The 24,555-nt window shown below is 60.3% G+C and carries 27 protein-coding genes; 11 read left to right on the top strand and 16 right to left on the bottom strand.

Annotation, left to right across the window (positions count from 1 at the left end):
• Nucleotides 1–88 precede the first annotated feature (88 nt).
• Nucleotides 89–313 carry a YMGG-like glycine zipper-containing protein gene (locus tag ACP7BS_RS16125; protein WP_426239037.1) on the top strand — a complete coding sequence of 75 codons (225 nt, stop codon included), beginning with the start codon at nucleotides 89–91 and terminating at the stop codon, nucleotides 311–313.
• Between the two features lie 145 nt (nucleotides 314–458).
• Here the strand turns inward: ACP7BS_RS16125 and ACP7BS_RS16120 are convergent, their stop codons facing one another.
• Nucleotides 459–1,475 (bottom strand): hypothetical protein, encoded by a 1,017-nt coding sequence (locus ACP7BS_RS16120; protein WP_426238915.1) that lies wholly within the window; start codon nucleotides 1,473–1,475, stop codon nucleotides 459–461.
• 144 nt (nucleotides 1,476–1,619) lie between these two features.
• On the opposite strand from ACP7BS_RS16120, the gene ACP7BS_RS16115 reads away from it, so the two are divergent.
• Entirely contained in the window at nucleotides 1,620–3,311 is a 1,692-nt protein-coding gene (locus tag ACP7BS_RS16115; RefSeq protein WP_426238914.1) for a hypothetical protein, read from the top strand.
• Between the two features lie 56 nt (nucleotides 3,312–3,367).
• On the opposite strand, the gene ACP7BS_RS16110 is transcribed toward ACP7BS_RS16115, so the two are convergent.
• A complete protein-coding gene (locus tag ACP7BS_RS16110) occupies nucleotides 3,368–3,592 on the bottom strand; it encodes a hypothetical protein (protein ID WP_426229599.1) in 225 nt (74 codons plus the stop codon).
• 64 nt (nucleotides 3,593–3,656) lie between these two features.
• Nucleotides 3,657–4,592, bottom strand: coding sequence for an AraC family transcriptional regulator (locus ACP7BS_RS16105; RefSeq protein WP_426238913.1), 936 nt, complete (start codon nucleotides 4,590–4,592; stop codon nucleotides 3,657–3,659).
• 221 nt (nucleotides 4,593–4,813) lie between these two features.
• Between ACP7BS_RS16105 and ACP7BS_RS16100 the strand changes: the two genes are divergently transcribed.
• A complete protein-coding gene (locus tag ACP7BS_RS16100; protein ID WP_426126947.1) occupies nucleotides 4,814–5,854 on the top strand; it encodes an NAD(P)-dependent alcohol dehydrogenase in 1,041 nt (346 codons plus the stop codon).
• Between the two features lie 60 nt (nucleotides 5,855–5,914).
• Here ACP7BS_RS16100 and ACP7BS_RS16095 read toward each other — a convergent pair whose 3' ends face one another.
• The 3 genes from ACP7BS_RS16095 to ACP7BS_RS16085 form a co-directional block, all read right to left on the bottom strand.
• The gene (locus ACP7BS_RS16095) at nucleotides 5,915–6,277 is read right to left on the bottom strand and encodes a hypothetical protein (RefSeq protein ID WP_426238912.1); all 363 of its coding nucleotides are present in this window, start codon (nucleotides 6,275–6,277) and stop codon (nucleotides 5,915–5,917) included.
• Nucleotides 6,278–6,470: 193 nt separating this feature from the next.
• Nucleotides 6,471–6,935, bottom strand: a complete 465-nt coding sequence (locus ACP7BS_RS16090; protein WP_426126950.1) for an Lrp/AsnC ligand binding domain-containing protein — start codon at nucleotides 6,933–6,935, stop codon at nucleotides 6,471–6,473.
• Nucleotides 6,936–6,968: 33 nt separating this feature from the next.
• Complete coding sequence (locus tag ACP7BS_RS16085) at nucleotides 6,969–8,132, bottom strand: M20 aminoacylase family protein (protein ID WP_426126951.1); 1,164 nt, start codon at nucleotides 8,130–8,132, stop codon at nucleotides 6,969–6,971.
• A 142-nt stretch (nucleotides 8,133–8,274) separates the two neighbouring features.
• Here ACP7BS_RS16085 and ACP7BS_RS16080 point away from each other — a divergent pair, with 142 nt between their 5' ends.
• The 3 genes from ACP7BS_RS16080 to ACP7BS_RS16070 are packed head-to-tail and all read left to right on the top strand — an operon-like array spanning nucleotide 8,275 to nucleotide 11,405.
• The gene (locus ACP7BS_RS16080) at nucleotides 8,275–9,402 is read left to right on the top strand and encodes a D-alanyl-D-alanine carboxypeptidase family protein (RefSeq protein ID WP_426238911.1); all 1,128 of its coding nucleotides are present in this window, start codon (nucleotides 8,275–8,277) and stop codon (nucleotides 9,400–9,402) included.
• Between the two features lie 27 nt (nucleotides 9,403–9,429).
• The gene (locus tag ACP7BS_RS16075) at nucleotides 9,430–10,608 is read left to right on the top strand and encodes a CobW family GTP-binding protein (protein ID WP_426238910.1); all 1,179 of its coding nucleotides are present in this window, start codon (nucleotides 9,430–9,432) and stop codon (nucleotides 10,606–10,608) included.
• Nucleotides 10,609–10,628: 20 nt separating this feature from the next.
• Nucleotides 10,629–11,405 (top strand): DUF930 domain-containing protein, encoded by a 777-nt coding sequence (locus ACP7BS_RS16070; RefSeq protein WP_426238909.1) that lies wholly within the window; start codon nucleotides 10,629–10,631, stop codon nucleotides 11,403–11,405.
• 14 nt (nucleotides 11,406–11,419) lie between these two features.
• Here ACP7BS_RS16070 and ACP7BS_RS16065 read toward each other — a convergent pair whose 3' ends face one another.
• From ACP7BS_RS16065 to ACP7BS_RS16035, 7 genes are all read right to left on the bottom strand, one after another.
• Nucleotides 11,420–12,682, bottom strand: a complete 1,263-nt coding sequence (locus ACP7BS_RS16065) for an RNA polymerase sigma factor (RefSeq protein WP_426238908.1) — start codon at nucleotides 12,680–12,682, stop codon at nucleotides 11,420–11,422.
• 70 nt (nucleotides 12,683–12,752) lie between these two features.
• Nucleotides 12,753–13,175 (bottom strand): YciI family protein, encoded by a 423-nt coding sequence (locus ACP7BS_RS16060; protein WP_426126960.1) that lies wholly within the window; start codon nucleotides 13,173–13,175, stop codon nucleotides 12,753–12,755.
• A 171-nt stretch (nucleotides 13,176–13,346) separates the two neighbouring features.
• A complete protein-coding gene (locus tag ACP7BS_RS16055) occupies nucleotides 13,347–13,577 on the bottom strand; it encodes a sulfurtransferase TusA family protein (RefSeq protein ID WP_426229579.1) in 231 nt (76 codons plus the stop codon).
• Nucleotides 13,577–15,043 (bottom strand): L,D-transpeptidase family protein, encoded by a 1,467-nt coding sequence (locus tag ACP7BS_RS16050; RefSeq protein ID WP_426238907.1) that lies wholly within the window; start codon nucleotides 15,041–15,043, stop codon nucleotides 13,577–13,579. The genes ACP7BS_RS16055 and ACP7BS_RS16050 overlap by 1 nt, the downstream gene beginning before the upstream one ends.
• Nucleotides 15,044–15,245: 202 nt before the next feature.
• The gene (locus tag ACP7BS_RS16045; RefSeq protein ID WP_426238906.1) at nucleotides 15,246–16,199 is read right to left on the bottom strand and encodes an acetyl-CoA carboxylase carboxyltransferase subunit alpha; all 954 of its coding nucleotides are present in this window, start codon (nucleotides 16,197–16,199) and stop codon (nucleotides 15,246–15,248) included.
• Between the two features lie 79 nt (nucleotides 16,200–16,278).
• Entirely contained in the window at nucleotides 16,279–17,235 is a 957-nt protein-coding gene (gene xerD, locus ACP7BS_RS16040) for a site-specific tyrosine recombinase XerD (RefSeq protein ID WP_426238905.1), read from the bottom strand.
• A complete protein-coding gene (locus ACP7BS_RS16035; RefSeq protein WP_037163889.1) occupies nucleotides 17,232–17,381 on the bottom strand; it encodes a hypothetical protein in 150 nt (49 codons plus the stop codon). The genes xerD and ACP7BS_RS16035 overlap by 4 nt, the downstream gene beginning before the upstream one ends.
• Nucleotides 17,382–17,537: 156 nt before the next feature.
• On the opposite strand from ACP7BS_RS16035, the gene ACP7BS_RS16030 reads away from it, so the two are divergent.
• The 3 genes from ACP7BS_RS16030 to ACP7BS_RS16020 are packed head-to-tail and all read left to right on the top strand — an operon-like array spanning nucleotide 17,538 to nucleotide 20,588.
• Complete coding sequence (locus tag ACP7BS_RS16030; protein WP_426238904.1) at nucleotides 17,538–18,116, top strand: shikimate kinase; 579 nt, start codon at nucleotides 17,538–17,540, stop codon at nucleotides 18,114–18,116.
• Between the two features lie 4 nt (nucleotides 18,117–18,120).
• Nucleotides 18,121–19,254 carry a 3-dehydroquinate synthase gene (gene aroB, locus ACP7BS_RS16025; protein ID WP_426238903.1) on the top strand — a complete coding sequence of 378 codons (1,134 nt, stop codon included), beginning with the start codon at nucleotides 18,121–18,123 and terminating at the stop codon, nucleotides 19,252–19,254.
• A complete protein-coding gene (locus tag ACP7BS_RS16020) occupies nucleotides 19,251–20,588 on the top strand; it encodes an HlyC/CorC family transporter (protein WP_426238902.1) in 1,338 nt (445 codons plus the stop codon). Before aroB ends, ACP7BS_RS16020 begins: the two co-directional genes overlap by 4 nt.
• 12 nt (nucleotides 20,589–20,600) lie before the next feature.
• Here ACP7BS_RS16020 and ACP7BS_RS16015 read toward each other — a convergent pair whose 3' ends face one another.
• The 3 genes from ACP7BS_RS16015 to ACP7BS_RS16005 form a co-directional block, all read right to left on the bottom strand.
• On the bottom strand, nucleotides 20,601–21,347 hold the full coding sequence (locus ACP7BS_RS16015) for a peptidoglycan-binding domain-containing protein (protein WP_426238901.1): 747 nt from the start codon (nucleotides 21,345–21,347) through the stop codon (nucleotides 20,601–20,603).
• The gene (locus ACP7BS_RS16010; RefSeq protein WP_426238900.1) at nucleotides 21,344–22,078 is read right to left on the bottom strand and encodes a caspase family protein; all 735 of its coding nucleotides are present in this window, start codon (nucleotides 22,076–22,078) and stop codon (nucleotides 21,344–21,346) included. The genes ACP7BS_RS16015 and ACP7BS_RS16010 overlap by 4 nt, the downstream gene beginning before the upstream one ends.
• 318 nt (nucleotides 22,079–22,396) lie before the next feature.
• A complete protein-coding gene (locus ACP7BS_RS16005) occupies nucleotides 22,397–22,678 on the bottom strand; it encodes a BolA family protein (protein ID WP_426229565.1) in 282 nt (93 codons plus the stop codon).
• Nucleotides 22,679–22,830: 152 nt separating this feature from the next.
• On the opposite strand from ACP7BS_RS16005, the gene ACP7BS_RS16000 reads away from it, so the two are divergent.
• Complete coding sequence (locus ACP7BS_RS16000) at nucleotides 22,831–23,466, top strand: J domain-containing protein (RefSeq protein ID WP_426229929.1); 636 nt, start codon at nucleotides 22,831–22,833, stop codon at nucleotides 23,464–23,466.
• A 93-nt stretch (nucleotides 23,467–23,559) separates the two neighbouring features.
• On the top strand, nucleotides 23,560–24,555 hold the full coding sequence (gene cobS, locus ACP7BS_RS15995; RefSeq protein WP_113241926.1) for a cobaltochelatase subunit CobS: 996 nt from the start codon (nucleotides 23,560–23,562) through the stop codon (nucleotides 24,553–24,555).

Here is a 24,555-nt window from a genome sequence, read left to right as displayed (position 1 = left end):
GCTATTCTCTACCGCTCACGCTTTAGCAGCTTCTTTGGTCATTCGGCCGGACTGGAAATGAGCGGCGTCCCGGCGTGCTCCCACACTAATTGTTGCCCTGTCGTCTTGCGCGGTGACAGAGCGAGGGACTGCAATCGGCGCAGGCTCCGGCGCAATCATCGGCGGCGTTGTCAGCAACAGCTGGGGCGGCGCGGCTATTGGCGCAGTAGCGGGCGGCATCGTCGGCAATCTCATTGGCCGTTCGCATGAGCGCAAAGGCTATTGCATCTATCGAGACCGTAACGGCCGGCGGTTCGAGGCGCGCTGCCGGTAAGGCATTGTCATCCTCTCCAGCGTTGTGGAAAAAGTGACCCGACTGGCGTAGCCCGTCGTCGGGGCCTCAGGAGACACGCCTTTGCTGCTCATGGCAAAGAGCATTTCTCCTCATTTTGGCGCACCTCTTTCAGCGGCGGCAAAGCTCACACCGCTCCGCCCGCGGCCTTCATAAACCGCACATATTTCTCAGCCAGCCCCTCCTGCAGCCGGTCGATGATCAGCAGGGAGATCTGGAAGGCCGTGTCGAGATCGGGGGTCTGGCCGGTCAGTTCGGCCAGATAGACCACTTCGGGATCGTATTGATCAGGGGTCTTGGTGACTTCGTGCAGAAATGTGCGGAGGGCCAGCCGGGCATTGGCCATCTGCGCAGTCCGGCGCTCGGCATCCGGAAGGGGCAGGCTGATCAGGAAGACGTGAACGTCTATGAACCGCAAAAGGGCCGAGAAGTGCTCTGCCGTGTCGGGCAATCCAGCCTGCAGATAGAGGCTGGTTTTTGCAGCCTCCAGCTTGCTGCTGCTCGCCCAGCGGCCAAGGTCATAGCGGTAGATCGTCGACGTATCGGTCAGAAATTTTCCGGCGGCGGAGAATGCAAAGCTCAAGGCCCAGTCACAGTAGCCGCCATGCGTCGGATGGGCGTCCGAAAACAGCGAAAACAGGCCTTTGAACAGGTCCGAGCGATACATGCTGTAGTAAAGCCCGTTATTGCCATTGGCCTTGCCGTTATATTCGAGCAGCCGGCCGCCGGCATCACCGGCGGTGATCGCAAACCGATCGACCTGCTGCACCCCTTTTTCATTCGTCCAGATGAATGTCTGCGGCCGAACTCCGATCACGTCGCCGGGCAGGGCCGAAAGATCAAGCGGCTGTTTGTCATCCAGGCCATAGATCTCGTCGTCATCGCCCATCGGCATCAGGAACGGCGTTTCGACCTTTGACAAAGCAGAGGCCATGTTCTGCAGCCCGCCATCGCCATCCGGAACGACATAGGTCAGCCGTGGATGGCTGTTTTCATAGCGGGCGCGCTTTTGCGGATCTCCGGAATTGTCGGATACGACCAGCCGGCAATCTCTCTTGTCCGCGTAGATCAGCGCCGTTTCGATCGCGCTGGCGGAGTGCTGGAGATTGCGGTTGCTTGGCATGCAGAGGGTCAGCTGTGTCATCAGGCGTATCCACGCGGAATTGAGGTTTCCCGCTGTAGGCCGTGTCGGGTGCGCGAGGCTTGCGTGGGCGTTTTCGATCGATCCAGCCTTGCACCAGCCGGTTTTGCTAGCGATGGCCTATCTGTGGATACGTCGGGAAACTTGATGTCGGCATCTCTTTCAAAAGCGCTCGGTTTTTACAATGCAGGTCACTATGACAAGGCATTGGGCATTCTGTCGCCCGCCCGCCGGCAACCGTTCGCGCTCAACGAGCTGCTGTTGATTGCCCAATGTTATGCCAAGACGCAGAAGTTCGCTGAGGCCGCTGCATTCTACATCAAGGGAGCGGAAATGGGAGGCCCCAAGCAGGCGATGCTGCGGGCACTTGCGGCCAACATGCTGCAGGAGGCGGACGATTCCTTCGCATCCTTGAACATAGCCCGGCTCGCCGCCAAATCCGGCGTATTCGATACCAATGCTGAGGAAACCTATCGCCGGTATCTGCACGAGTTTCTCTGCCTCGACGAAGCGCAGATGGATGACCAGCGATTTCTGGACCGGCTGAAAGCCGGCGATGAGCGCTATCTGGCCGCAGAGTTTTCACATCGCCATATCGGCTGGTGCGGCGACGAGAGCATCAATGCGCGGCAGACGAAGATCCACGATGCCGCAGCCTTCACGCCGGCATCCAGAGCGGCAAGGCGGGCGGCGCCCCACAGGTTTTCTGACAGGATCAGGGTCGGCTATCTCTCGGCCGATTTCAGCGATCAGCATGCCACGATGCGCCTTTTCCAAAGCGCGCTGCTGCAGCACGATCCGGACCGGTTCGACATCGCGCTTTTCTGCAGTACCGGCGACGACCTGATCCGGCTCGACCAGGGATCGCGCGATACCTATCCCAATCTGCAGCGCATCGGCTACCTGTCGGACCCGGATGCGGCGGCACTGATCCGCCGCTCGGGTATCGACATTCTCGTCGATCTGAAGGGGCATACCAAGGGTTCCCGCGCCGGGTTGCTCAATCACGGGGCTGCCCCGATCCAGGTGGCCTATCTCGGCTTTCCGGGATCCGGGACCGGCATCGACTGCGACTATATTCTCACCGACGCCGTGGTGACGCCGGAAACCAGCCGGCCGTTCTATCACGAAAAATTCTGCCTGCTTCCCGACAGCTACCAGGCCAATGACAATGTCACACGCCCGCTGCCGCCCGCGACCCCGCGCAGTGCGCTCGGCCTGCCGGAAGACCGCATCGTCTTTGCCTCCTTCAACACGCACCGCAAGATCAAGCCGCAGACGGCTGAGCTCTGGGCGGACATTCTGCGGCAAACGGAAGACAGCCTGTTATGGGTCATGTGCTCCAATCGTTTTGCACGTGACAATCTTCTGCGCTGGATGGAAAACGCAGGCATCGCCGGTGACCGGATTATCTTTGCCGATCCGGTTGCCTATCCCGATCACATCGCCCGCCTTCAGGCGGCGGATATCGGGCTGGATACGTTTCCCTGTAACGGCCACACGACGACATCCGACAAATTATGGGCTGGCCTGCCGGTGCCGACCTTCAAGGGCACACACTTTGCCTCGCGGGTGACGGAGAGCCTGCTGCGGGCGCTTGGGGTTGGCGAACTGGTTGCGGATAATGCAGAACAGTATGTCGAACTTTGCGTCTCGCTGGCGAAAAACCGGGATGAACTGCGTGCCATAAAAGAGAAAATTGCCGCGCAGCGCCCGGTCGCGCCGTTGTTCGATACGACGCGCTTTGTCCGACATCTGGAAAAGGCGTTCGAGCTGATGGTCGAGCGCGCTCGTGAGGGGCAGGAGCCGGATCATATTGCGGTGCCGGTCCTCTTTTAGGAGCTCAAGAGCCGCTGGCCACCTTTTTGGCTGCGCTCCCTATCCATGACCGATGCTCAGGACTGCAGGATTTTCTCGATCGTAGTGGTGGCCTCGTTGAGGCCGCAGAGTTCGTAGGCGCCTGTTTCCTCCACCTGGCGGCAGACGAAATTGACCCTGGCTTCGTCGTGATCGAGCGCCGCAAGCAGGGTCTCGCGCAACCCCATCGCCGTCAGCAGCACCGGTTCCCGCAGGAGCCGCCCCTCCCGCCATGAACTCAGGCGTACGGTGACTGGCATCATGGTGATTCTCCTCCGTGCCAGTCTACCACGAAGCCGATCAGAATATGAGCGAGAGGTTTTCCAGTCAGCCTTCGCTGAGTGCTTCCATGCCGCCGGTCAGACGGTCCATCAGGCTGCGGCGGACACGGCCGACATCCCTCAGCGGCGGCTCGCCGAACTGACGGGCATATTCGCGGCTGAACTGCGACTGGCTCTCATAGCCTACCTGATGGCCGGCGGAACCGGCATCCAGCATGTCCTCCAGCATCAGCCGGCGGGCTTCCTGCAGCCGCAGTTGCTTCTGGTACTGCATCGGGCTCATGGCGGTGATCGCCTTGAAATGGTGGTGCAGCGACGAAACGCTCATGCTGACGCGGCTGGCCAGATCCTCGATCTTCAGGGGCAAGGCGTAATGTTCCTTCAGCCAGACGCAGGCACGGCTGATCTGGTGCGATTGGCTTTCGGTAACCGCCATCTGGCGCAGGCGCCCGCTCTGCGGACCGGTCAGGAGCCTGTAGATGATCTCCTGTTCGATCAGCGGCAGCAGGGTGGGGATGTCGTCCGGCCGGTCCAGCAGCTTGAGGAGCCTTATGGTTGCATCTTCCAATTCTGCTGTCACCGAACTGACGGTCATGCCGCGTGCTGTTGATGCAGGGACGCCGCCGCCAGCGCGTTCGAGAAGCGAAGCAATACGCGTGGTGTCGATGCCGAAAGTCACACTCAGATAGGGTTTTTCCTCCGACGCTTCGACGATCTGCGTGGTCACCGGCAGGTCGATCGAGGTCAACAGATAATCGGCGCCGCCATAGCGGTAGATGTCGTCGCCAAGCACCACCTGCTTTGCGCCTTGGGCAATCAGTGCCAGGCTGGGCTTGTAGGAACCACAGGATTTCGTCCCGGTTCCTGAGCGCCGGTGAACGCTGACGCCCGGTATAGCCGTTTTGTGATCGCCATCTTCCTTGGCGAAACGGGCAATAAGATCAATCAGTTCCTGACTGCGTGGGGTTCGTGAAGCTGTCATAATCGAAAGTCTTTCCAGCTATTTAGATTTTGTCTCGCAAATCGCAAGTTAGTCGCTCTGCGGTTATCTGCAAAACCTTGAAGACACGTTTTGCAGGATCGTACAATAATCTTGCAGGATTGCTCTAACGTTCTGCCAACATGATCTGCAAGTATGCTTCCGGGGAGAGGCGATCTGTGCTTCCATCACAATCCCCGCTTCATCAGATAAAGGAGTGACCCATGGCCCTGGCAAGAGGATATGCTGCGACGGATGCGTCAAAGCCGCTGCAGCCCTTCACATTCGAACGGCGCGAACCCCGCGAGGACGACGTCGTCATCAGCATCAAATATTCCGGCATCTGCCATTCGGATATCCATCAGGCCCGCAATGAGTGGGGCAATTCGGCATTTCCAATGGTTCCCGGCCACGAGATCGCCGGCATCGTTACGGCGGTCGGCTCGAAGGTTTCCAAGTTCAAGGTCGGCGACCGGGTCGGCGTCGGCTGCTTCGTCGATAGCTGCACAGCCTGCGCCAGCCGCGATGTCGATCTCGAACAGTACATGCCGGGCCTCGTGGTCACCTATAACGGCGTTGAAGCCGACGGCAAGACGCCGACCCAGGGTGGCTATTCCGATTTCATCGTCGTCAAGGAAGGCTACGTCCTTTCCATTCCGGAAAACCTGCCCTTTGAGGCGACGGCACCGCTGCTTTGCGCCGGTATCACGCTCTATTCGCCGCTGCGCAACTGGGGTGCTGGTCCCGGCAAGAAGATCGCAGTCGTCGGTATGGGCGGTCTTGGCCATATGGGCGTCAAGCTTGCTCATGCGATGGGTGCCGATGTCACGGTCCTCAGCCAGTCCCTGTCGAAGAAGGAAGATGGCCTGAAGCTCGGTGCCGATCACTATTATGCGACCGCCGATGCCGAAACCTTCACGAAACTGGCAGGAACGTTCGACCTCATCCTGTGCACGGTCTCGGCTGAGATCGACTGGAACGCCTATCTCGGCCTGTTGAAGGTCGATGGCACGCTGGTGCTGCTCGGTATTCCGGAAAAGCCGGTGCCGGTGCATGCGTTCTCGCTGGTCCCGTCGCGCCGCTCGATTGCCGGTTCGATGATCGGCTCGATCAAGGAAACCCAGGAAATGCTCGATTTTTGCGGCGAGCATAACATCGTCTCGGAAATCGAACTGATCCGCATGGACCAGGTCAACGAAGCCTATGAGCGCGTCATCAAGAGCGACGTGCGCTACCGCTTCGTCATCGATATGGCGACACTGTAATCCATTAAAACGAAAAGGCCGGCAAATTCACCTTGCCGGCCTTTTGTCGCGTCCGCCCAATCATTTGACTTCGGTCAAAACTTCGGTGCCGGAGCCGTCCTTGCCGGTAATCGTCCAGGCGCCGTCAAGCGTGCCATTGCCCTTGACCTGGTAGACGATCAGCCCCATGGCGTCTTCGAGCACGTAGGCAGCTGCAAAAGCATCGCCGTTGAGCATGCAGACGCCGGTCGATTTGACGCCGGCGGTTTCCCACTCGATCACGCAGGTGGTTTCGCTGGCGAGCGTGATTTCCGCCGTACCGGCATAGCTCGACCCGTCGAGATTGGTACCTTGAACGGTGTACTTGCCGGCATTGACGGTTTGCGCATTCGCGCCGGAAGCAGCTGCGAGCGCGAGCGCCGCGGTGATAATGATGTTCTTCATGGGACCCCTCAAAAATTGGCTCGATGGTCGAGCTGCAATATGAGCCTATGCGCAATCAATGCCGTTTGAAAAGAACCAAAATTGTGGTGATCGAGGCGAACAGTGTTGTCTTCAAGCCTTCCGCATGATCCTCGCGCTGACACTGCTCCGGCTGCCACAGCCGCCTTCCTTGCGGCCTGGAAACAGACGCACCTCAGCCCAGCGGTAGCGGTCCGTCGTTCTTGATTTCTTCCATCACCGCGTAGGTCCGCGTTTCCTTGACGCCGGGCAGGGTCCAGAGCACCTGGCCGAGGAAGTTGCGATAGGCGTTCATATCCTCGAAGCGGGTCTTGACGAGATAGTCGAAGCCACCGGCCACCATATGGCATTCGAGTACCGACGGCGCCTGTTTGACGGCGATGGCGAACTTGTCGAACACTTCGGGTGTCGTTTTGTCGAGCATCACCTCGATGAAGACGAGAAGCCCGAAACCGAGCTTGTGCGGATCAAGCCGCGCGCCAAAGCCCGAGACATAGCCTTCCTTCAGCAAGCGGCGCAGCCGCTCGCTGGTGGCAGTCGGAGAAAGCCCGATGCGGTCGGCCAGTTCCAGATTGGTGATCCGGCCGTCCGCCTGCAGGATGTTGAGGATCCGCCGGTCGATTTTGTCTATCTCATGCATCGGATTCTCTACCCTTTCAGCGCTTGCGGCAGCTTAAGCCGCCAGCCGCGTTTCGGCGAGCTTCACCCAGTACGAGATGCCGTGCGGGATAGCCTCGTCATTGAAGTCGTAGGCCGGATTGTGCAGGCCGGCCGTGTCGCCATTGCCGATGAAGATGAAGGCGCCGGGACGGGCCAGCAGCATGTAGGAAAAATCCTCGCCGCCCATCATCGGATCAAGATCGCCTGATACCTGGTTTTCGCCGGCGATGATTGCCGCAGCCGAAAGGGCATGGCCGGTTTCCTCGCGATGATTGACCGTGACCGGATAGTTGCGGGCGTAGGAAACCTTGATCTTGGCACCATAGGCGGCACCCAGGCCTTCGCAAATCTGCTTGATACGTTGTTCGGCGAGATCGCGCACTTCCGGCATCAGCGTGCGCACCGTGCCGCCGAGCAGGGCCTGTTCCGGAATGATGTTATGGGCAAAGCCGGCATTGAATTTGGTCACCGAAACGACCACCGAAAACAACGGATCGACCGAGCGGGAGGCGATGGTCTGCAGCGCGTTGACGATCTGCGAGCCAATGACGATCGGGTCGATCGTCTTGTGCGGCTGGGCGGCGTGGCCGCCGCGGCCATCGATGGTGATGGTGAATTCATCGGTCGAGGCCATGATCGGGCCGACGCGGCTGCCGAACTGGCCAACCGGCATGCCCGGCATATTGTGCATGCCGTAGACTTCCTCGATGGCGAAACGCTCCATCATGCCGTCCTTGACCATTTCGTGGCCACCGGCGCCGCCTTCTTCTGCCGGCTGGAAGATCACTGCAACCGCGCCTTTGAAATTGCGTGTCTCGGCGAGATATTTTGCAGCGCCCAGAAGCATGGCGGTGTGGCCGTCATGGCCGCAGGCGTGCATCTTGCCTGATGTCGTCGAGGCCCAGGGCTTGCCGCTGGTTTCGGTCATCGGCAGGGCATCCATGTCGGCGCGCATGCCGATGGTGCGGCCTTCGCCGAGATTGCCCTTGATCAGGCCGACAACACCGGTGCGGCCAAGACCCGTGACGATTTCATCAACGCCGAATTCCTTCAGCTTATTTTCGACGAAAGCTGCCGTATTTTCGACGGCAAACAGCAGTTCCGGTTTCGTATGGAGGTGGCGACGCCATTCTGTGACTTCGGTCTGGAGCTCTGCTGCGCGGTTCAGAATAGGCATTTTGTCTTCCTGTGGATCCATTGCGGGCATGGGATACGAGAAATTTGGCATCGGCGCAAAAGAATGGTCTTTGCCATCTCCTCGCCATATAGGTTAAATAGCCGGACGATACGAGGCAATTCCCGAAATTTCGAGGTTTGACGTGGTGACAACTGGAATTCGCAAGAGTGGCGCGTTGAAGCTATTCGCAGTCCTGACTGGCGCCTGCGCGTCGCTGCTTTCGGCCAGCTTGCCGAGTGCGGCCAATCCGCAGCTGGTTGTCGATGTCAGTTCGCTGAAAGTCTATGAGCAGCGGGAAATCTATCAGAAATGGTATCCGGCCTCGCTGACCAAGCTGATGACGGCCTACACGACGTTCCGGGCACTGAAATCCGGCCAGCTGACGCTGGAAACACCGGTGGTGATGAGCAAGAACGCCGCCGGCGAGCCGCCGAGCAAGATGTTCTACAAGCCCGGGCAGGCCGTCACGCTCGACAGTGCATTGAAGATGATGCTGATCAAATCGGCCAACGACATTGCCGTTGCGATCGGCGAAACCGTGGCTGGCTCCGAGCCCGCCTTCATCAACCAGATGAATTCCGAGGCGCGGCGCATCGGCATGACATCCTCGCATTTCGTCAATCCGAACGGGCTGCCTGCGCCGGGTCAATATACGACCGCCCGCGATCTCGCCGTTCTGGCGATCACGATCAAGCGCGAGTTTCCGCAATATGCAGCCTATTTTGCCTATGAAGGCTTCACCACGGGCAAGAAAAACTATCCCAACTTCAATATGCTGATCGGCCGCTTCGATGGTGCCGACGGCATGAAGACCGGCTTTATCTGCGCTTCGGGCTTCAATCAGGTTTCATCTGCGACACGCAATGGGCGTGCCGTCGTTTCCGTCGTGCTTGGCGCCGACAGCCTTGGCGGCCGGGCGGACGAATCTGCGCGCTTGCTGCAGCTCGGTCTGACGTCGAGCGGCGCCGGCAAGCCCGGACTTGGCCAGATTGCGCCCTATGGCGAGAGCCGCGATATGGTCGCCGATGTCAGCAAGGAAATCTGCAATCCGAAGGCCGCCAAGGTGCGCTCGGAAAACCGTGATGAAGGTGGCCGGCAGAAATTGCTGTCGCCCTATATTCACGAGATCAACCGCCCGCTGAACCTTGTCGCCGCCGGGCTTATCCCGGGCACCGAAAAGGTGGCCGATGCCAAGGGCAAGGACCAGACGGAGACCGCGCAGGGCGATGTCGCCAATGTGCCGATCCCGGTTCCTCGCCCCGTTTTCTAAAGCTTCCGCATACTGATCGGATAAACCATGAGCCTTCTGCTGAACGCCGTGCCGGTGTCGATCCTCACCGGTTTTCTCGGCGCGGGAAAGACGTCCCTTCTGAACAGGCTTCTAAAGGATCCTGATCTCACGGACACGGCCGTGATCATCAACGAATTCGGCGATGTCTCGCTGGACCATCTGCTGGTCGAGGCTTCGAGCGACGGGATCATCGAGCTGTCGGACGGTTGCCTCTGCTGCACGGTGCGCGGCGAACTGGTCGATACGCTGGCCGATCTGATGGACCGGATGCAGACCGGCAAGATCAAGCCGTTGAAGCGCGTGGTCATCGAGACCACCGGCCTTGCCGATCCGGCGCCGGTGCTGCAGTCGGTGATGGGCAATCCCGTCATCGCCCAGAGCTACCGGCTCGATGGCGTCGTCACCGTCGTCGATGCGGCCAACGGTCTGTCGACGCTCGACAATCACGAAGAAGCGGTCAAGCAGGTGGCGATGGCCGACCGGCTGGTGATCAGCAAGATGTCGCTGGCGACGCCGGATGCGGTGATCTCGCTGAAAGCGCGGCTTAGGGCGCTCAATCCGCGCGCACCGATGATCGATGGCGATCTGCCCGAGGCTGGCAAGGCGGAACTTTTCCATTGCGGGCTCTACGATCCGACAACCAAGATCGCCGATGTCGGCCGCTGGCTGCAGGATGAAGCGACGGCGGACCATGATCATCACCACGATCATGCCCATGGTCACGACGACCACCATGATCATGAGCATTGCGGTCACGAAAATTGTGGCCATGACCATCACCACCATCATCATGACGAAAACCGGCATGGTGCCGATATCCGCTCGTTCAGCCTCGTCCACGACCGGCCAATCGATCCGATGGCGCTGGAAATGTTCGTCGATCTGCTGCGCTCCGCCCATGGCGAAAAGCTGCTGCGGATGAAGGCCATCGTCTCGATGTCCGACAATCCGGACCGGCCGCTGATCCTGCATGGCGTGCAGACCGTGTTCCATACGCCGCAGCGCATGGCTGCATGGCCCGACCCGTCCGACCGGCGCACCCGCATGGTGCTGATCACCAAGGATCTACCGGAAGCGTTCGTGCGCGATCTCTTCGACGCCTTTACCGGCAAGCCGCGCATCGACCGGCCGGACCGGCAGGCGTTGGAGGACAACCCGCTGGCGGTTCCCGGGCTGCGGATGTAACCAATCGGCAAGGGGCCGGCATGTTTCTCGAGGCGAGCGAAGTCATCGGCAACATGCGGGCGCCAGCCTATCCTTCCAGCCGTCCCGGCGGCTGGAGTATCAGCGCCTCGCTCGGCTTCCATCTGCTCATCGGGCTTGCCCTGCTTCTGGCCGTGACGCCACCCCGGCAGGTCCCGTCATCGGAAGACAGCGTCAGCGTTGATGTTCTGACACCGCAACAGTTTGAAGCTGCCAACAGCCCACCGGCTGCTGAGGTGCAAACCCAGGCTCAACCGCCCCAGCTCCAGCCCCAACCACAGCCCGGGGCCATGAGCGATGCGGCACCTGAGCCACAAACAGAAAGTCCGGTTCCGGACTTTGCCAAACTGCCAACGGACCGGCCACGTCCTCAAGCAAGCGTCATGGTTCAGGCGACACATCTCCGGTCGGCGAAGGTCCTGGCGGATCCGCGCAGCGCCAAGGCGCGCAAGACGCTGGGCCAGCTGGCGCCCTCCGAGCGCATCGTCCAGCTTTGCAATATCGAGGCGATGGAGCAGGTCCATCTTTGGAAAGCCGCGCTGAAGCCGGACTTTCTGGTCGCCTATGCGATGGCCGATACCGAACTTTCCGGGCAGAAACTCCATGCCGATGGCGCGGCGTTTCGCAGCAAAAGCCACTGGTACAACATTGGTTTCACCTGCGAGGTCACGCCGGACCTGAAGCAAGTCGTATCGTTTGCCTTCGCGGTAGGTAGCGAGATTCCGAAAAGCGACTGGGCCGATCACAATCTGTCAGCCGATGACGGTCCTGCGGACTAGAAAAGGCCAGCGGTTCAACGGCTGCAGGCAGCGGCCCGGGCCAGAAAGAACGCCTTTTCGCGTGCGTTGCGGGTGAGGTCTGCCGCGCGATCGAATTCAACTTTGGCTTCCGCCAATCGCCCGGCACGGAACAGGAAATCGCCTCTTGCAGCGGGCATGGGGACATAGTTGTGCAGGCCCGCTGCTTGATCGATCTCATCAAGGCGCGCGAGGCCGGTTTCCGGCCCGAAGGCCATGCTGTGGGCTACGGCGCGATTGAGATCGACCACTGGCGACGGCATCACTTGGCGCAGCGTGTCGTAGAGGCCAGCAATCTTCTGCCAGTCCGTGTCCTCCGCCTTGCGGGCGCGTGCATGACAGGCTGCCAGGGCCGCCTGTAGGACGTAAGGGCCGTTGGCACCACCGAGCGTTTTGGCGCGCTGCAGGGCGGCAAGTCCGCGGCGGATCAACAGCTGGTCCCAATGGGCACGGTTCTGCTCGGTCAAAAGGATCGGCGACCCGTCCGGTGCTACGCGGGCGTTGAGACGGGAGGCCTGGATTTCCATCAGCGACAGCAGGCCGAGCACTTCCGGCTCTTCTGGGAGCAGGCCTGCGAGAATACGGCCCAACCGCTGCGCTTCGGCGCAAAGCGCCGGGCGGATCAGATCCTCGCCGGCGGTCGCCGCATAACCCTCGTTGAAGATCAGGTAGATCACCTCCAGCACTGAGGAGAGCCGTTCTCCGCGCTCCGGCCCGCGCGGCACGGCAAAGGTCAGGCCGGCATTGCCGATCGTCTTCTTGGCCCGGACAATCCGTTGGGCGATGGTTGCTTCGTTGGAGAGAAAGGCACGGGCAATTTCATCCGTCGTCAATCCGCCGATCAGCCGCAGGGTGAGTGCTGCGCGCGCCTCTGCCGACAGGATGGGATGGCAGGCGGCGAAGATGAGGCCGAGCAGTTCGTCGCCGAGATCGTCGTCCAGTGCCGCTTCCACATCCCCAACACTGGTATCGCGCTCGTCTTCGAGGTCGCGGCCGATTTCGGCATGCTTGCGCACCAGCATCTTCTTGCGGCGAAAACCATCGATGGCGCGGCGCTTGGCGGCGGCCATCAGCCAAGCTCCCGGATTTTTCGGCACGCCTGTCTTCGGCCATTCGGACAGGGCGGTCACCAGCGCGTCCTGCGCCAGCTCTTCGGCAAGACTCACGTCCCTGACCATACGGGCCAGGCCGCCGATGAGCCGGGCCTGTTCGATCCGGAAAACTGTTTCAATCGCCTGGTGTGTTTGGTTAGCCGCCATGCTTCCGGATTAAGCGAGCAGTGGCGGCTGCGTCAAGCCGCAGTGGTGGCTTGACGCGGTCCGGCCGAAATCAGCGCTTGGCTGCCTTTTCGCGCAGCCGTTCTTCCTGCTCGGCCAGTTCAGGCGTCAACGCCTCGCCGAAATCGGCTGCCTCGAACACCCGGCGTATTTCCAGCTCGCTTGGTCCAAGCATCGGATTGGGGCAGCGCTTGGCCCATTCGACGGCTTCGGCCATGTCCTTGACTTCCCAGAGCCAGAAGCCGGCGATCAGCTCGCGGGTTTCGGCAAAAGGGCCGTCGATAACGGTGCGGCTTGGCCCGTCGAAGGCGATCCGCTTGCCTTTGGACGAAGGGTGCAGTCCTTCGCCGGCCATCATGATGCCGGCATTGACCAGCTCTTCGTTGTATTTGCCCATGGCTTCCAGAAGCTCGGTCGTCGGCATGATGCCGTCTTCGCTATCTTTCGTCGCCTTGACGATCACCATCACACGCATTGTCTTCTCCCTTGGTTATTGGAAGCCGGTGGGGCCTTCCTGATCATACGACGAACGAAGCCCGGCTCGATCGACGCCAATTGAAATTTTTTTGAAGAATTTTTTAAAACATGATCGGCAGTTCACCACTGGGGCCAACAGCTAGACGGGATTGGGGCCACTTGGCCGCCCTCAAGCCTTCTTGCGGATGACGAAGCGGTGTCCGCCAGCCAGAACCTCGGATTGCTCCAGACTGTGGCCGTCTTCCTGGCAGAAATGTGGAATGTCGATGATGGCGAGGGGGTCCGTCGTCTCCACCGTGATCAGCGTGCCCGGCGCAAGGGTCAGCATGCGCTTGCGGGTTCTTAAAACCGGCAAGGGGCATTTCAGCCCCTTGAGGTCATAGACCAGGCCGTCGGGCATCAATTGCCCCAGATTTTCCAAAACGGCCGCTTCTTCGGCTGCTGTTCGGCAACGGCCTGCTCGGCCATCGGCGCCGCCTCGGTGGTGGCCGCTGTCTGTGCGGTTGCGTCAGCCGGTTTTTTCGCTGTCGCAGTGGTCACCGGCTCCGGCGTTGCGATAGCTGGCGAGTGCTGCACGGCTTGCTTCTGGTTGAGCGGCTGCTGTTGAGCCGCCTCGACCGGGGCTACGGCTGCCGGCTCAAGTTGCTGCGCATCTGCACTGTTCTTGGAGAACAGGCTGCCCCAGAAGCCTTTGCGGGCAGCACCTGGCTGCTCGATAGCGGCCTGCTGTACCGGCTTGGGCAAGGGGTTTTCCACAGGCACCGGCACGCTCTTGCCGTTGCGGGTGGATTTGTCCAGCTCGGCCTTCTGGATTTCGATCGCCTTCTTGGCTTCTTCCAGCTCGGCGCGGCGGGCTTCCTGCTTTTCGAGATCGGCGACCTTCATCAGCTTGCCGGCGTCGAGCGAGGTGCCGGTCGGCGCGTAAGCCAGTTCCTTGCCGACGCGCAGCTTAGCGACGATCGCCTTGCGTTCCGCTTCGGTCGGCTCGTACCAGACCAGGCCGTCGAGCTTCTTCGTCGCCTTGGCGTAGTCGTCATTGTATTTTTTGTTAAAGGCCGCGAGGGCGCCCTGCATCGCCGCCGGTGTCGACATGGCCGGGCATTGACCGGTTGGGCTGAATTTGCCGTCCGTCTGCTGGTTGAAGACGTATTTCTTCTCGCAGATGTTCACTTCCGGCGGCCGCTTGGTGATCTCGAACTGGTCGTAGCCCGGCTTCAGCATGTTCCAGAATTCGATGTTCGGGCTGTTGCGGTGACGCGCCATGTTTTCGGCGGTCATGCGGAAGGGCAGGGCCTGCAGCTGGATCGCCTGTTGGCCGCCCTTGTAGGCGTCCCGCGACAGCGCAAAGATTTCCTGCATCTGCTCGTCGGTCATCGAATAGCAGCCCGACGACGAACAGGCGCCGTGGATCATCAGATTGGTGCCGAAACGGCCATTGGCCTGGTCGAATCGGTTGGGAAAGCCGGTGTTGATGGCGAGATAATAGCTGGAATTCGGGTTCATCTGGCCCGGCGAAATCGGGTAGAAACCTTCCGGCGCCTGCCGGTCGCCTTCCTTGACCTTGGGGCCGAGCTTGCCTGACCAGGCGCAGATCTTGTACTGGCGCAGCATCTCGAAACGGTTGGAAGAATTGGCCTTCCAGACTTCAAGAACGCCTTCCTCCTTGAAGATGCGCAGCATGATCGGCGAATCCTTCGCCATGCTCATCGCCTGCATCTTCTGGACTATTTTTCCGGAGAGCTGGTAATTGACCTTGCTGGAGACTTTCTTGAGGTCGACATCGACTGTGTCCATCGCCTCATTGGCGGTGCAGCTCGCAAGGAGTGCGGCGATGGCAGCGGTGGCAACAAGATGTGTCAAACGCATCGGCAAAGGTCCATCAAGAAAAACTGTCGAACGTGGCGTTCCGTGCAGGCGGTCCACAGGGAATCAATATGCCCTTTTACTTCACAAAATATTAACCTTACAAAACCGCTTTGCTCAACCGTTCCAGACGCCCAGAATATGGCCAAGGTTGGACCGCGCACTCCATTTGTCACGCGAACCCCGGCAAAGCCAGCAAATATGATTAGAGCTGGCGGCCGATCGCCAGGTATTTTTGGCGGCGATCGGAGCGCAGCTCGTCGCCGGTGCGGCCCGAAAGCTCCTTGAGCGCGTCGGCGATGACGGTGCCGGTCTTGTCGATCACGGCATTTGGATCGCGATGGGCGCCGCCGACCGGCTCGGTGATGATGCCGTCGATGATCCCCAGAGATTTCAGGTCCTCGGCGGTGATCTTCATGTTGGTCGCCGCTTCCTTGGCACGGGTACTATCGCGCCAGAGGATGGAGGCCGCACCTTCCGGCGAGATCACGCTGTAGATCGAGTGCTCGAGCATATAGACGCGGCTGCCGGTAGCAATCGCGATGGCGCCGCCGGAACCACCTTCGCCGATAACGACGGAGACGATCGGAACGCGCATGTTGAGGCACATTTCCGTCGAGCGGGCGATGGCTTCCGCCTGGCCGCGCTCTTCCGCACCGATGCCGGGATAAGCGCCGGCGGTATCGATCAGGGTAATCAGCGGCAGGCCGAAACGATCAGCCATTTCCATGACGCGGATTGCCTTGCGATAGCCTTCCGGACGGGCGCTGCCAAAGTTGTGCTTGATGCGCGACTTGGTGTCGTTGCCTTTTTCCTGGCCGATGAAGGCGACAGGGGTGCCGCGAAAGCGCGCAAGGCCTGCCTGGATGGCCTCGTCATTGGCAAATTTGCGGTCGCCGGCCAGCGGCGTGAATTCGGTGAACAGGTTGGCGGCATATTCCTGGAAGTGCGGGCGCTGCGGGTGGCGCGCGACCTGCGTCTTCTGCCAGGGATTCAGCTTGGAATAGATTTCGGCCATCGCCTCGCGGGCGCGCACTTCAAGGCGCTCGACCTCATCGGCGGTGTCGATGCTCTCGTCCTCGCTGGCAATCTTCTTCAGCTCGTGAATCTTGCCTTCGAGATCGGAGATTGGTTTTTCGAAATCGAGATAATTGTGCATGTGATGCGTTTCCGATCATATTGCGCCAGTGGCCACGGGTCTGACGTTTCAGCCGCCCCGGCTAAGTGTTCTGGCGCTCCTAATCCTGTTTTTTCGCCTGTTTGGCAAGAGGGTGATGGTTCTGGACCAGCTGATGCAGCCGTTCTTCCAGCACATGGGTATAGATTTGTGTCGTTGAAATGTCCGAATGTCCGAGAAGTTCCTGCACGGCACGAAGGTCGGCGCCGTTGGCCAGAAGGTGGCTGGCAAAGGCATGGCGCAGCACATGCGGCGAGATCGCCGCAACCCGGATACCGGCGCGGGCAGCAAGATCCTTGAGGTCGCGGGCAAAAACCTGGCGTGGCAGGTAGCCGGCTTTGCCTGAGGAAGGGAACAGCCACGGGCTTTCCGGCGGTGGGGTTTTCTGCGCGGCATTGTCGCTTGCCATCGCCGCGCCATAGGCCTGCATTGCCCGGATCGCCGAATGCGACAGCGGCACCATGCGCTCCTTGTTGCCCTTGCCGCGAACGACGAGAAAGCGGCCGTTTTGGGCGAGCACCGAGGCCGGTAGCGAGACGAGTTCGCTCACCCGCATGCCGGTGGCGTAAAGCAGCTCGATCAGCGCGTGCATACGCAGCCGCGCCACCGTATCCTCTCCGCTTTTCGCCGCCTCCTGTTCAGCCTGTCCAATCAGCTTCGACACGTCGTCGATGCTCAGCACCTTGGGCAGCGAGCGGCCCTTCTTCGGCGCGTCGAGAACGCCGGTCGGGTCGTCGGTGCGCAGTCCTTCGGCATAAAGGAACTTGTAGAACTGCCGCAGCGCCGACAGCCGGCGGGCCTGCGACGAGGCCTTGAAGCCCTGCTGCGCCAGATGCGAGAGATAGGCGCGCAGATCGTCAGAGGTCGCGGCAGTCGGTTTGACGCCGCGCTGCTTGAGGAAGGAATAGGCGTCTTCCAGATCGTGTTCATAGGAGATCAACGTGTTGTTGGCGGCACCCCGTTCGGCGCTCATCATCTCCAGGAAGGATTCCATATGGGCGGCGGAGAGATCGATCATTGCGGTTTGTTGATCCGCTCTGAGGGAATGCGGATCGTCACGTCGCGCTCCACAGGATTGACGAAGGTCACCAGCGCCACCATCGTTCCATAGATCACGCCGGCGATCAGGGCGCAGATGAACAGGAACCGGAACAGGGTGGGCATTTTCAACTCCTAGGGTCAGGGGTCTATATGACCATGCCTGTTTGCAAGTGCAAGAACCGCTGTATCGCACGGGATTCCCGTTGCCTTATGCCGTGAAGTCTTGACGCTTCCGGCTGTTTTGTCGATACCGGAACGGAACGGGGAAATTGAAACTGCATGAGCGACGTGATTGAACCGGTTTCCGAAGCGCTGATCGGGCGAGCGAAGGCCGCGCTCGGGCGACGAAACCTGATCTTCGTCGGTCTGATGGGGGCCGGAAAATCGGCGATCGGCCGGATGACGGCGTCGGCGCTCGGCATTCCCTTTGTCGATTCCGATCATGAGATCGAGCGCGTGTCGCGCATGACCATCAGCGAACTTTTTGCAGCTTACGGCGAAGACGAGTTTCGCGCGCTGGAGGCTCGCGTTATCAAGCGGCTGCTCAATACCGGCCCGCGCATCGTCTCCACCGGCGGCGGCGCCTATATCAATGAGCGTACCCGCAAGCATATCAAGCGCCACGGCCTGTCCGTCTGGCTGAATGCCGAACTCGACGTGCTGTGGGAGCGTGTCAACAAGCGCGATAGCCGTCCTCTGCTGAAAACCGAAAACCCCAAGCAGACGCTCGAAAACCTCATGCACGCCCGTTATCCGATCTATGCGCAGGCGGACCTGACGGTGCTGTCCCGCGATGTCAAGAAAGAGGTGATGGTGGAAGAGGTTCTCGCCGCTCTCGCCAGTCTCCCGAAGAAGTGAAGCCATGACCAGTGCCAGCCCATCCGCCGCCCGTAAAACCGTTCGCGTCAATCTGGGCGATCGTTCCTACGATATCCTCATTGGCCCCGGCCTGATCGCCACGGCCGCCGGCGAGATTGCCGGGCGGCTGAAGGGCCGCCGCATGGCTGTCATTACCGACGAGCACGTCGCGCCGCTCTATCTTGAGCCGTTGATGGAAAGCCTGAAGGAAAAGGGCATCACCGCCGTCTCGATGGTTCTGCCGGCCGGTGAAAAGACCAAGAGTTTCGAACACCTGATCCCGGTCTGCGAGGCAATCCTCGGCGCCCGCATCGAGCGCAACGATGCAGTCATCGCGCTCGGCGGAGGTGTCATCGGCGATCTCACCGGTTTTGCCGCCGGCATTGCCCGGCGCGGATCGCGGTTCATCCAGATCCCGACCTCGCTCTTGGCGCAGGTGGATTCGTCCGTTGGCGGCAAGACCGGCATCAATTCGCCGCACGGCAAGAACCTGATCGGCGTTTTCCACCAGCCCGACCTCGTGCTCGCCGATACCGATGTGCTGGATACGCTCAGCCCGCGCGAGTTCAAGGCTGGTTATGCCGAGGTCGCCAAATATGGGCTGATCGACAAGCCGGACTTCTTTGCCTGGCTGGAAAACAACTGGCAGGCGGTGTTTGCCGGCGGCGATGCCCGCATCGAGGCGATCGCCATCAGTTGCCAGGCCAAGGCCGATGTGGTCGCAGCCGACGAGCGCGAGAATGGCCGTCGCGCACTGCTCAATCTCGGCCACACATTCGGCCATGCGCTCGAAGCCGCAACACAGTATGATGGTACGCGTCTCGTGCACGGCGAGGGCGTGGCGATCGGCATGGTGCTGGCGCATCAGTTTTCGGCACGCATGAACCTTGCAAGCCCGGACGACGCCAAGCGCGTCGAAGCCCATCTGAGGACTGTGGGCTTGCCGACCCGCATGGATGACATCCCCGGCACGCTGCCGCCTGTGGAAAAGCTGATGGACGCGATTGCGCAGGACAAGAAGGTCAGCGGTGGCAAACTTACCTTCATCCTGACGCGCGGTATCGGCCAGTCGTTTGTCGCCGATGATGTTCCGGGATCGGAAGTAACCGCCTTTCTCAAGGAAAAGCATCTGGGATGAACAACGAGACATTCACGGTTTTCCTGGCGGATTATGGCCCGGGCATCCTGATCATCCTCCTGATGATCCTGCTGTCGGCGTTTTTCTCGGGCTCGGAAACGGCCCTGACCGCAGCATCCCGATCCCGCATGCACACACTGGAAAACAATGGTGACGAGCGCGCCGGGCTGGTCAACCGCCTGATCGAGCGCCGCGACCGGCTGATCGGCGTATTGTTGATCGGCAACAACCTTGCCAACATTCTGTCGTCGTCGATTGCCACCAGCCTGTTCCTGCATTTCTTCGGTGCGTCCGGTGTTGCCTATGCGACGCTTGCGATGACCGTCATTCTGGTCATCTTTGCCGAAGTGCTGCCAAAAAGCTGGGCGATCGCATCGCCGGACCGGTTTGCGCTGACGGTCGCCCGGGTGGTCAATATCGTTGTGCTGGTGGTCGGCCCGGTTTCAAGCCTGGTGAACTGGATCGTCCGGCGCATTCTCGGCCTGTTCGGCATCAATCTATCTTCGGAAATGCCGATGTTGACGGCGCACGAAGAACTGCGCGGTGCCGTCGATTTTCTCCACCGCGAAGGCTCCGTCATCAAGGCCGATCGCGACCGGCTCGGCGGTGTTCTCGATCTGGGCGAACTCGAAATCTCCGACATTATGATCCACCGCACCTCCATGCGCGGCATCAATGCCGATGACGCGCCGGAAGTGGCGGTTCGCACGGTGCTCGAAAGCCCCTATACCCGCATGCCGGTCTGGCGCGGATCGACCGACAACATCATCGGCGTCGTGCACGCCAAGGACCTGTTGCGGGCGCTGGCCGAACCGGATGTCGAGCCGGAAAATCTCGATATCGTCCGGATTGCGCAAAAACCATGGTTCGTACCGGAAACCACCAATCTGAAAGAACAGCTCAACGCCTTCCTGCGCCGCAAGGGGCATTTCGCCATCGTCGTCGATGAATATGGCGAGGTACAGGGGCTGGTGACGCTGGAGGATATTCTGGAAGAAATCGTCGGCGATATTTCCGACGAGCACGATATCGAAATCCAGGGCGTGCGCCAGGAGGCCGACGGCTCGATCGTCGTCGATGGCAGTGTGCCGATCCGCGATCTCAACCGTGCGCTCGACTGGAACCTGCCGGACGAGGAGGCGACGACGGTGGCCGGCCTCGTGATTCACGAATCCAAGACGATCCCGGAAGAGCGGCAGGCGTTCACCTTCTACGGCAAGCGCTTCACCGTGATGAAGCGGGTGAAGAACCGGATAACGCGGCTCAGAATCAGATCGGCTGATGATGCAACAATGCCTCCGCTCTCGATGAAGAGCGAAGGCATTGAAGGATAGGCCGGTTTTGTCTTAACGGCTGCCGATAATACCCCCAAGAGCGCCGCCGAGCAGGCCACCGGCGAAGGCTGCCCCTGCCGGATCGACTCCGCCGCTGTTTCTTTCCACAGGGCCTTCCAGGGTTGCGCCATTGTGTTGCCGCTTGACGCGCTGTCCAGCCACCTTTTGGCGGGCCGGGTTTGGCGCCTTGCGAACCGCAATCGCAGCTTTCTGCGTTTCATCCTGGGCGCGGATCTGCGGCATCATCGGATCGGTCTGAATCATCAGGAACATGTGCTGCTGTTGCGTCAGGTAGGTTGTCTCGACCATGCCGTTCTGCTGTTGCCATGCACCGATCGCCGTGCGTGAGCGGGCACCGAGCGCACCATCTGCGCCGCCGGTGACATGGCCAAGCGCGCCGAGCCTGAGTTGCAGATCGATCCTGCCCTCCTTGTCGAGATTAAGCGCCGTTTCCGTTTCCGGCGTCCCGACACTGAGCTTGACATCATCCGGCATTGCGACGGCGGTGCGGACTTGCGAGGCCGATGCCGTCGCCTCACCGGCCGGAGCAACGGAAGCGACTTGCGTGGTCGCCGTGGCTTTCAGCTGGTCGAGGTTGAGCTTGGCAAGCGTGGCAAAATTGCCGCTCGGATATTGCTGAAGGTAAAGCTCGTAATGCGCGACGGTGTTGCGCTTGGAGGCCTCTTCCCACAGTTTCTGCTCTACGGTCCAGTTGACATCGTTGGCGCCGGCCGCAGTCGCTTGACCCGCAGGTTTCACGTCGGCGGGTGTAGCAATTGCAGCCTCGGCCGCAGGCTCTGCACCAATGAACACTTCGCGCGATAGCGAGGCATTGTGCCAGGGAGCTGGGCGCCACCGGTTGCTTCCGAGACGTCGGCGCGGACCCGCGTCAGGGCGCTCTGGATTTCAAGCCCCGGTGTCGTCAGATGCCGCGCCAGTGCGGTCGTATAGGGACTGTTGATGCCTTTGCCGTCATAGGCCACGGCGCCTGGATCGGTCGCATAGGCGATCAGCAGTCCGCCGGATCCGGGTGTCTGGCTGTTGGCTTGCACCGGTGCCAGGCCGACGCCCATCGAGGCGGAGCGGCTGGCGGGCATGGCCTTTGCCAAAGAGCGTGCCAGCGGATTGTCGCGGCAGGCATCCAGGATGATGATGCTGACGGCAGGGTCCGGCGGCAGGGCGGCCAGGAATTTTTCGGCGGGCACCGTGCGTGTCTGTAATTGCGCCGCCTTTTCCAGCTGTGCATCGATCGGCACGAGATAGTTGTGCCCATCGACCTGCAGGCCGTGGCCGGCATAGTAGACGACGGCAACATCGGCGTCATAGGCGATTTCGGTGAACTGATCGACCAATGTGCTCATTGCCGTCTTGTCGAGATCTTCGCCCTCGATGACGGTGAAGCCGGCCGTGCGGAACGTTTCCGCCATCAGTTTGGCGTCGTTTTTCGGGTTCGGCAATTCGACCGCGTGCTTGTAGGCACTGTTGCCCATGACAAGGGCTACTTTTTTACCGGATGGAGTTGCTGCCGAACCTTCACTGAATGATAGAAACGCGGCGACGAACGCCGCGACAAGCCCAAACCTCCTGAGCATCGTCTTGACCCCAAAAAAGAGGCTCCCCGGACAACCTTGAACCGGCTCCGCCTATGATGAAAATTTTCTGTATGTCTTAATAATAAACGGATCGCCCGATCCGATAAATCTATGGCCCCACCGGCAATTGTAGATGTTGGCCACAATCTCGTCAATTCGGCAGAAATTAAACCCTTCGGTCTACCTTCGTTGCTTCAACAAACGCTACCCTTATCCTTACCAGCGGGTTGTTTCCCCGGGAACAGCTGGTTCAAGGGCAAGCGCATGCAATCCGGCGTCGATTTCGGTCTTCAGAACATCATTGATGGCGCGGTGCCGGGCGATGCGGCTCATGCCGATAAAGGCGCTGGAAACAATCCGTACCCGCATATGGGTTTCGCCAGTGCCGTCGATGTCGGGATGATGGCCGGCGTGCAGATGGCTTTCGTTGACAACGATCAGCCGTTCGGGCGAAAATGCCGCGTTGAGTTTTGTTTCGATGCGGCTTTGAAGCGACATGTTTTGGCCCCGTTTTTCTGGCTTTTCCGTCAGCATCGACCTCAAACGAACGACCCGTGCGGGATTGCGTTTTGCGCGGTGCAAAATTGCTTCACAAAGCCTGCAACATTCCGGTTTGTCAATTCTTGTTGTGGCGTCCGCCACGCCCCATAATTAGCGCCATGAAACTTGATTCAAAATACTTTGACGGGATCCGGACGCGCCGCAGGGTGACCCAGAAACCCGAGCCGATGGCACCCAAGTGCCAGTGGGACGGCTGCGAGGAGAATGCGGTTCATCGCGCGCCGGTGGGCCGCAATGCCGAAAACGAGTTTTTCATGTTCTGCTTCGAGCACGTCAAGGAATACAACAAGGGCTACAACTATTTCTCCGGCCTTTCCGACAGCGAGATCGCCCGCTACCAGAAGGAAGCCATCACCGGCCACCGCCCGACGTGGACGGTGGGGGTGAACAAGAATGCCAAGAATGCGCCGCAGCAGTCGCAACAACGCTCCGGGTCGGCCGGTGCCCAGGCCCGTATGCGCGATCCCTTCGGTTTCGTCGATCAGGCGCGTGCCCGCGCCAACCGGCAGGAACCGCGGCTGCGCAAACTGAAGACATTGGAGGCTAAGGCCTTCGAGACGCTCGGTCTGCATGCCAATGCGACCGCGGCAGATGTGAAGACGGCGTATAAAGAGCTTGTAAAAAAGCATCACCCCGATGCAAATGGCGGAGACAGGGGATCGGAAGATCGTTTTCGCGCCGTGATCCAGGCATATCAATTGTTAAAACAGGCTGGCTTCTGCTAGGAACCCGTTTTATTACGGTCACACTTTTATAAAGGCATAGACGGGAACGCCCCAGCCATTCGAGTCAAGGGGCTTTACCGTGCTGGAGACATGATGAGCAAGGTAGACCTCGATATTTCCAACCTCCCCGATACGACAGTTTCCGTCCGTGACGTTTTCCGTATCGACACCGATCTGCGCGTGCCGGCCTATTCGAAGGCCGATGCCTATGTGCCGGATTTCGATCCCGACTATCTCTTCGACCGCGAGACGACGCTCGCCATTCTGGCCGGCTTTGCCCATAACCGCCGCGTCATGGTGTCCGGCTATCACGGCACCGGCAAGTCGACCCATATCGAACAGGTCGCCGCCCGCCTCAACTGGCCCTGCGTACGCGTCAACCTCGACAGCCATGTCAGCCGTATCGATCTCGTCGGCAAGGACGCCATCGTCGTCAAGGACGGCATGCAGGTCACCGAATTCAAGGATGGCATCCTGCCCTGGGCCTACCAGCACAATGTCGCGCTGGTCTTCGACGAGTATGACGCCGGCCGGCCGGACGTGATGTTCGTCATCCAGCGCGTGCTGGAATCGTCCGGCCGCCTGACGTTGCTCGACCAGAGCCGCGTCATTCGCCCGCACCCGGCTTTCCGCCTGTTTTCGACGGCAAACACTGTCGGCCTCGGCGACACGACCGGCCTCTATCACGGTACGCAGCAGATCAACCAGGCGCAGATGGACCGCTGGTCGATCGTCACCACGCTGAACTACCTGCCGCATGACAACGAAGTCGATATCGTCGCCGCCAAGGTCAAGGGCTTCACCAAGGATCGCGGCCGCGACACCGTCTCGAAGATGGTCCGCGTTGCCGATCTCACCCGTGCTGCCTTCATCAACGGCGACCTGTCAACCGTCATGAGCCCGCGCACCGTCATCACCTGGGCTGAAAACGCGCATATCTTCGGCGATATCGCCTTTGCCTTCCGCGTCACCTTCCTCAACAAGTGCGACGAGCTCGAGCGGGCGCTGGTGGCAGAACACTATCAGCGCGCCTTCGGTGTCGAGCTGAAGGAAAGTGCTGCCAATATCGTGCTCGAAGCCACGGCCTGA

This window comes from Pararhizobium sp. DWP1-1-3, assembly GCF_049896125.1.
GTDB lineage: Bacteria > Pseudomonadota > Alphaproteobacteria > Rhizobiales > Rhizobiaceae > Pararhizobium.
Note: the sequence above shows the minus strand (reverse complement) of the source record. Positions and strands in the feature narration are given on the sequence as shown.

Coding starts and splice junctions, on each gene's coding strand:
- ACP7BS_RS16120 (WP_426238915.1), bottom strand. CDS start 1,475: ATGACACAGCTGACCCTCTGCATGCCAAGCAACCGCAATCTCCAGCAC.
- ACP7BS_RS16115 (WP_426238914.1), top strand. CDS start 1,620: ATGTCGGCATCTCTTTCAAAAGCGCTCGGTTTTTACAATGCAGGTCAC.
- ACP7BS_RS16110 (WP_426229599.1), bottom strand. CDS start 3,592: ATGATGCCAGTCACCGTACGCCTGAGTTCATGGCGGGAGGGGCGGCTC.
- ACP7BS_RS16105 (WP_426238913.1), bottom strand. CDS start 4,592: ATGACAGCTTCACGAACCCCACGCAGTCAGGAACTGATTGATCTTATT.
- ACP7BS_RS16100 (WP_426126947.1), top strand. CDS start 4,814: ATGGCCCTGGCAAGAGGATATGCTGCGACGGATGCGTCAAAGCCGCTG.
- ACP7BS_RS16095 (WP_426238912.1), bottom strand. CDS start 6,277: ATGAAGAACATCATTATCACCGCGGCGCTCGCGCTCGCAGCTGCTTCC.
- ACP7BS_RS16090 (WP_426126950.1), bottom strand. CDS start 6,935: ATGCATGAGATAGACAAAATCGACCGGCGGATCCTCAACATCCTGCAG.
- ACP7BS_RS16085 (WP_426126951.1), bottom strand. CDS start 8,132: ATGCCTATTCTGAACCGCGCAGCAGAGCTCCAGACCGAAGTCACAGAA.
- ACP7BS_RS16075 (WP_426238910.1), top strand. CDS start 9,430: ATGAGCCTTCTGCTGAACGCCGTGCCGGTGTCGATCCTCACCGGTTTT.
- ACP7BS_RS16070 (WP_426238909.1), top strand. CDS start 10,629: ATGTTTCTCGAGGCGAGCGAAGTCATCGGCAACATGCGGGCGCCAGCC.
- ACP7BS_RS16065 (WP_426238908.1), bottom strand. CDS start 12,682: ATGGCGGCTAACCAAACACACCAGGCGATTGAAACAGTTTTCCGGATC.
- ACP7BS_RS16060 (WP_426126960.1), bottom strand. CDS start 13,175: ATGCGTGTGATGGTGATCGTCAAGGCGACGAAAGATAGCGAAGACGGC.
- ACP7BS_RS16055 (WP_426229579.1), bottom strand. CDS start 13,577: ATGCCCGACGGCCTGGTCTATGACCTCAAGGGGCTGAAATGCCCCTTG.
- ACP7BS_RS16050 (WP_426238907.1), bottom strand. CDS start 15,043: ATGCGTTTGACACATCTTGTTGCCACCGCTGCCATCGCCGCACTCCTT.
- ACP7BS_RS16045 (WP_426238906.1), bottom strand. CDS start 16,199: ATGCACAATTATCTCGATTTCGAAAAACCAATCTCCGATCTCGAAGGC.
- xerD (WP_426238905.1), bottom strand. CDS start 17,235: ATGATCGATCTCTCCGCCGCCCATATGGAATCCTTCCTGGAGATGATG.
- ACP7BS_RS16035 (WP_037163889.1), bottom strand. CDS start 17,381: ATGCCCACCCTGTTCCGGTTCCTGTTCATCTGCGCCCTGATCGCCGGC.
- ACP7BS_RS16030 (WP_426238904.1), top strand. CDS start 17,538: ATGAGCGACGTGATTGAACCGGTTTCCGAAGCGCTGATCGGGCGAGCG.
- aroB (WP_426238903.1), top strand. CDS start 18,121: ATGACCAGTGCCAGCCCATCCGCCGCCCGTAAAACCGTTCGCGTCAAT.
- ACP7BS_RS16020 (WP_426238902.1), top strand. CDS start 19,251: ATGAACAACGAGACATTCACGGTTTTCCTGGCGGATTATGGCCCGGGC.
- ACP7BS_RS16010 (WP_426238900.1), bottom strand. CDS start 22,078: ATGGGCAACAGTGCCTACAAGCACGCGGTCGAATTGCCGAACCCGAAA.
- ACP7BS_RS16005 (WP_426229565.1), bottom strand. CDS start 22,678: ATGTCGCTTCAAAGCCGCATCGAAACAAAACTCAACGCGGCATTTTCG.
- cobS (WP_113241926.1), top strand. CDS start 23,560: ATGAGCAAGGTAGACCTCGATATTTCCAACCTCCCCGATACGACAGTT.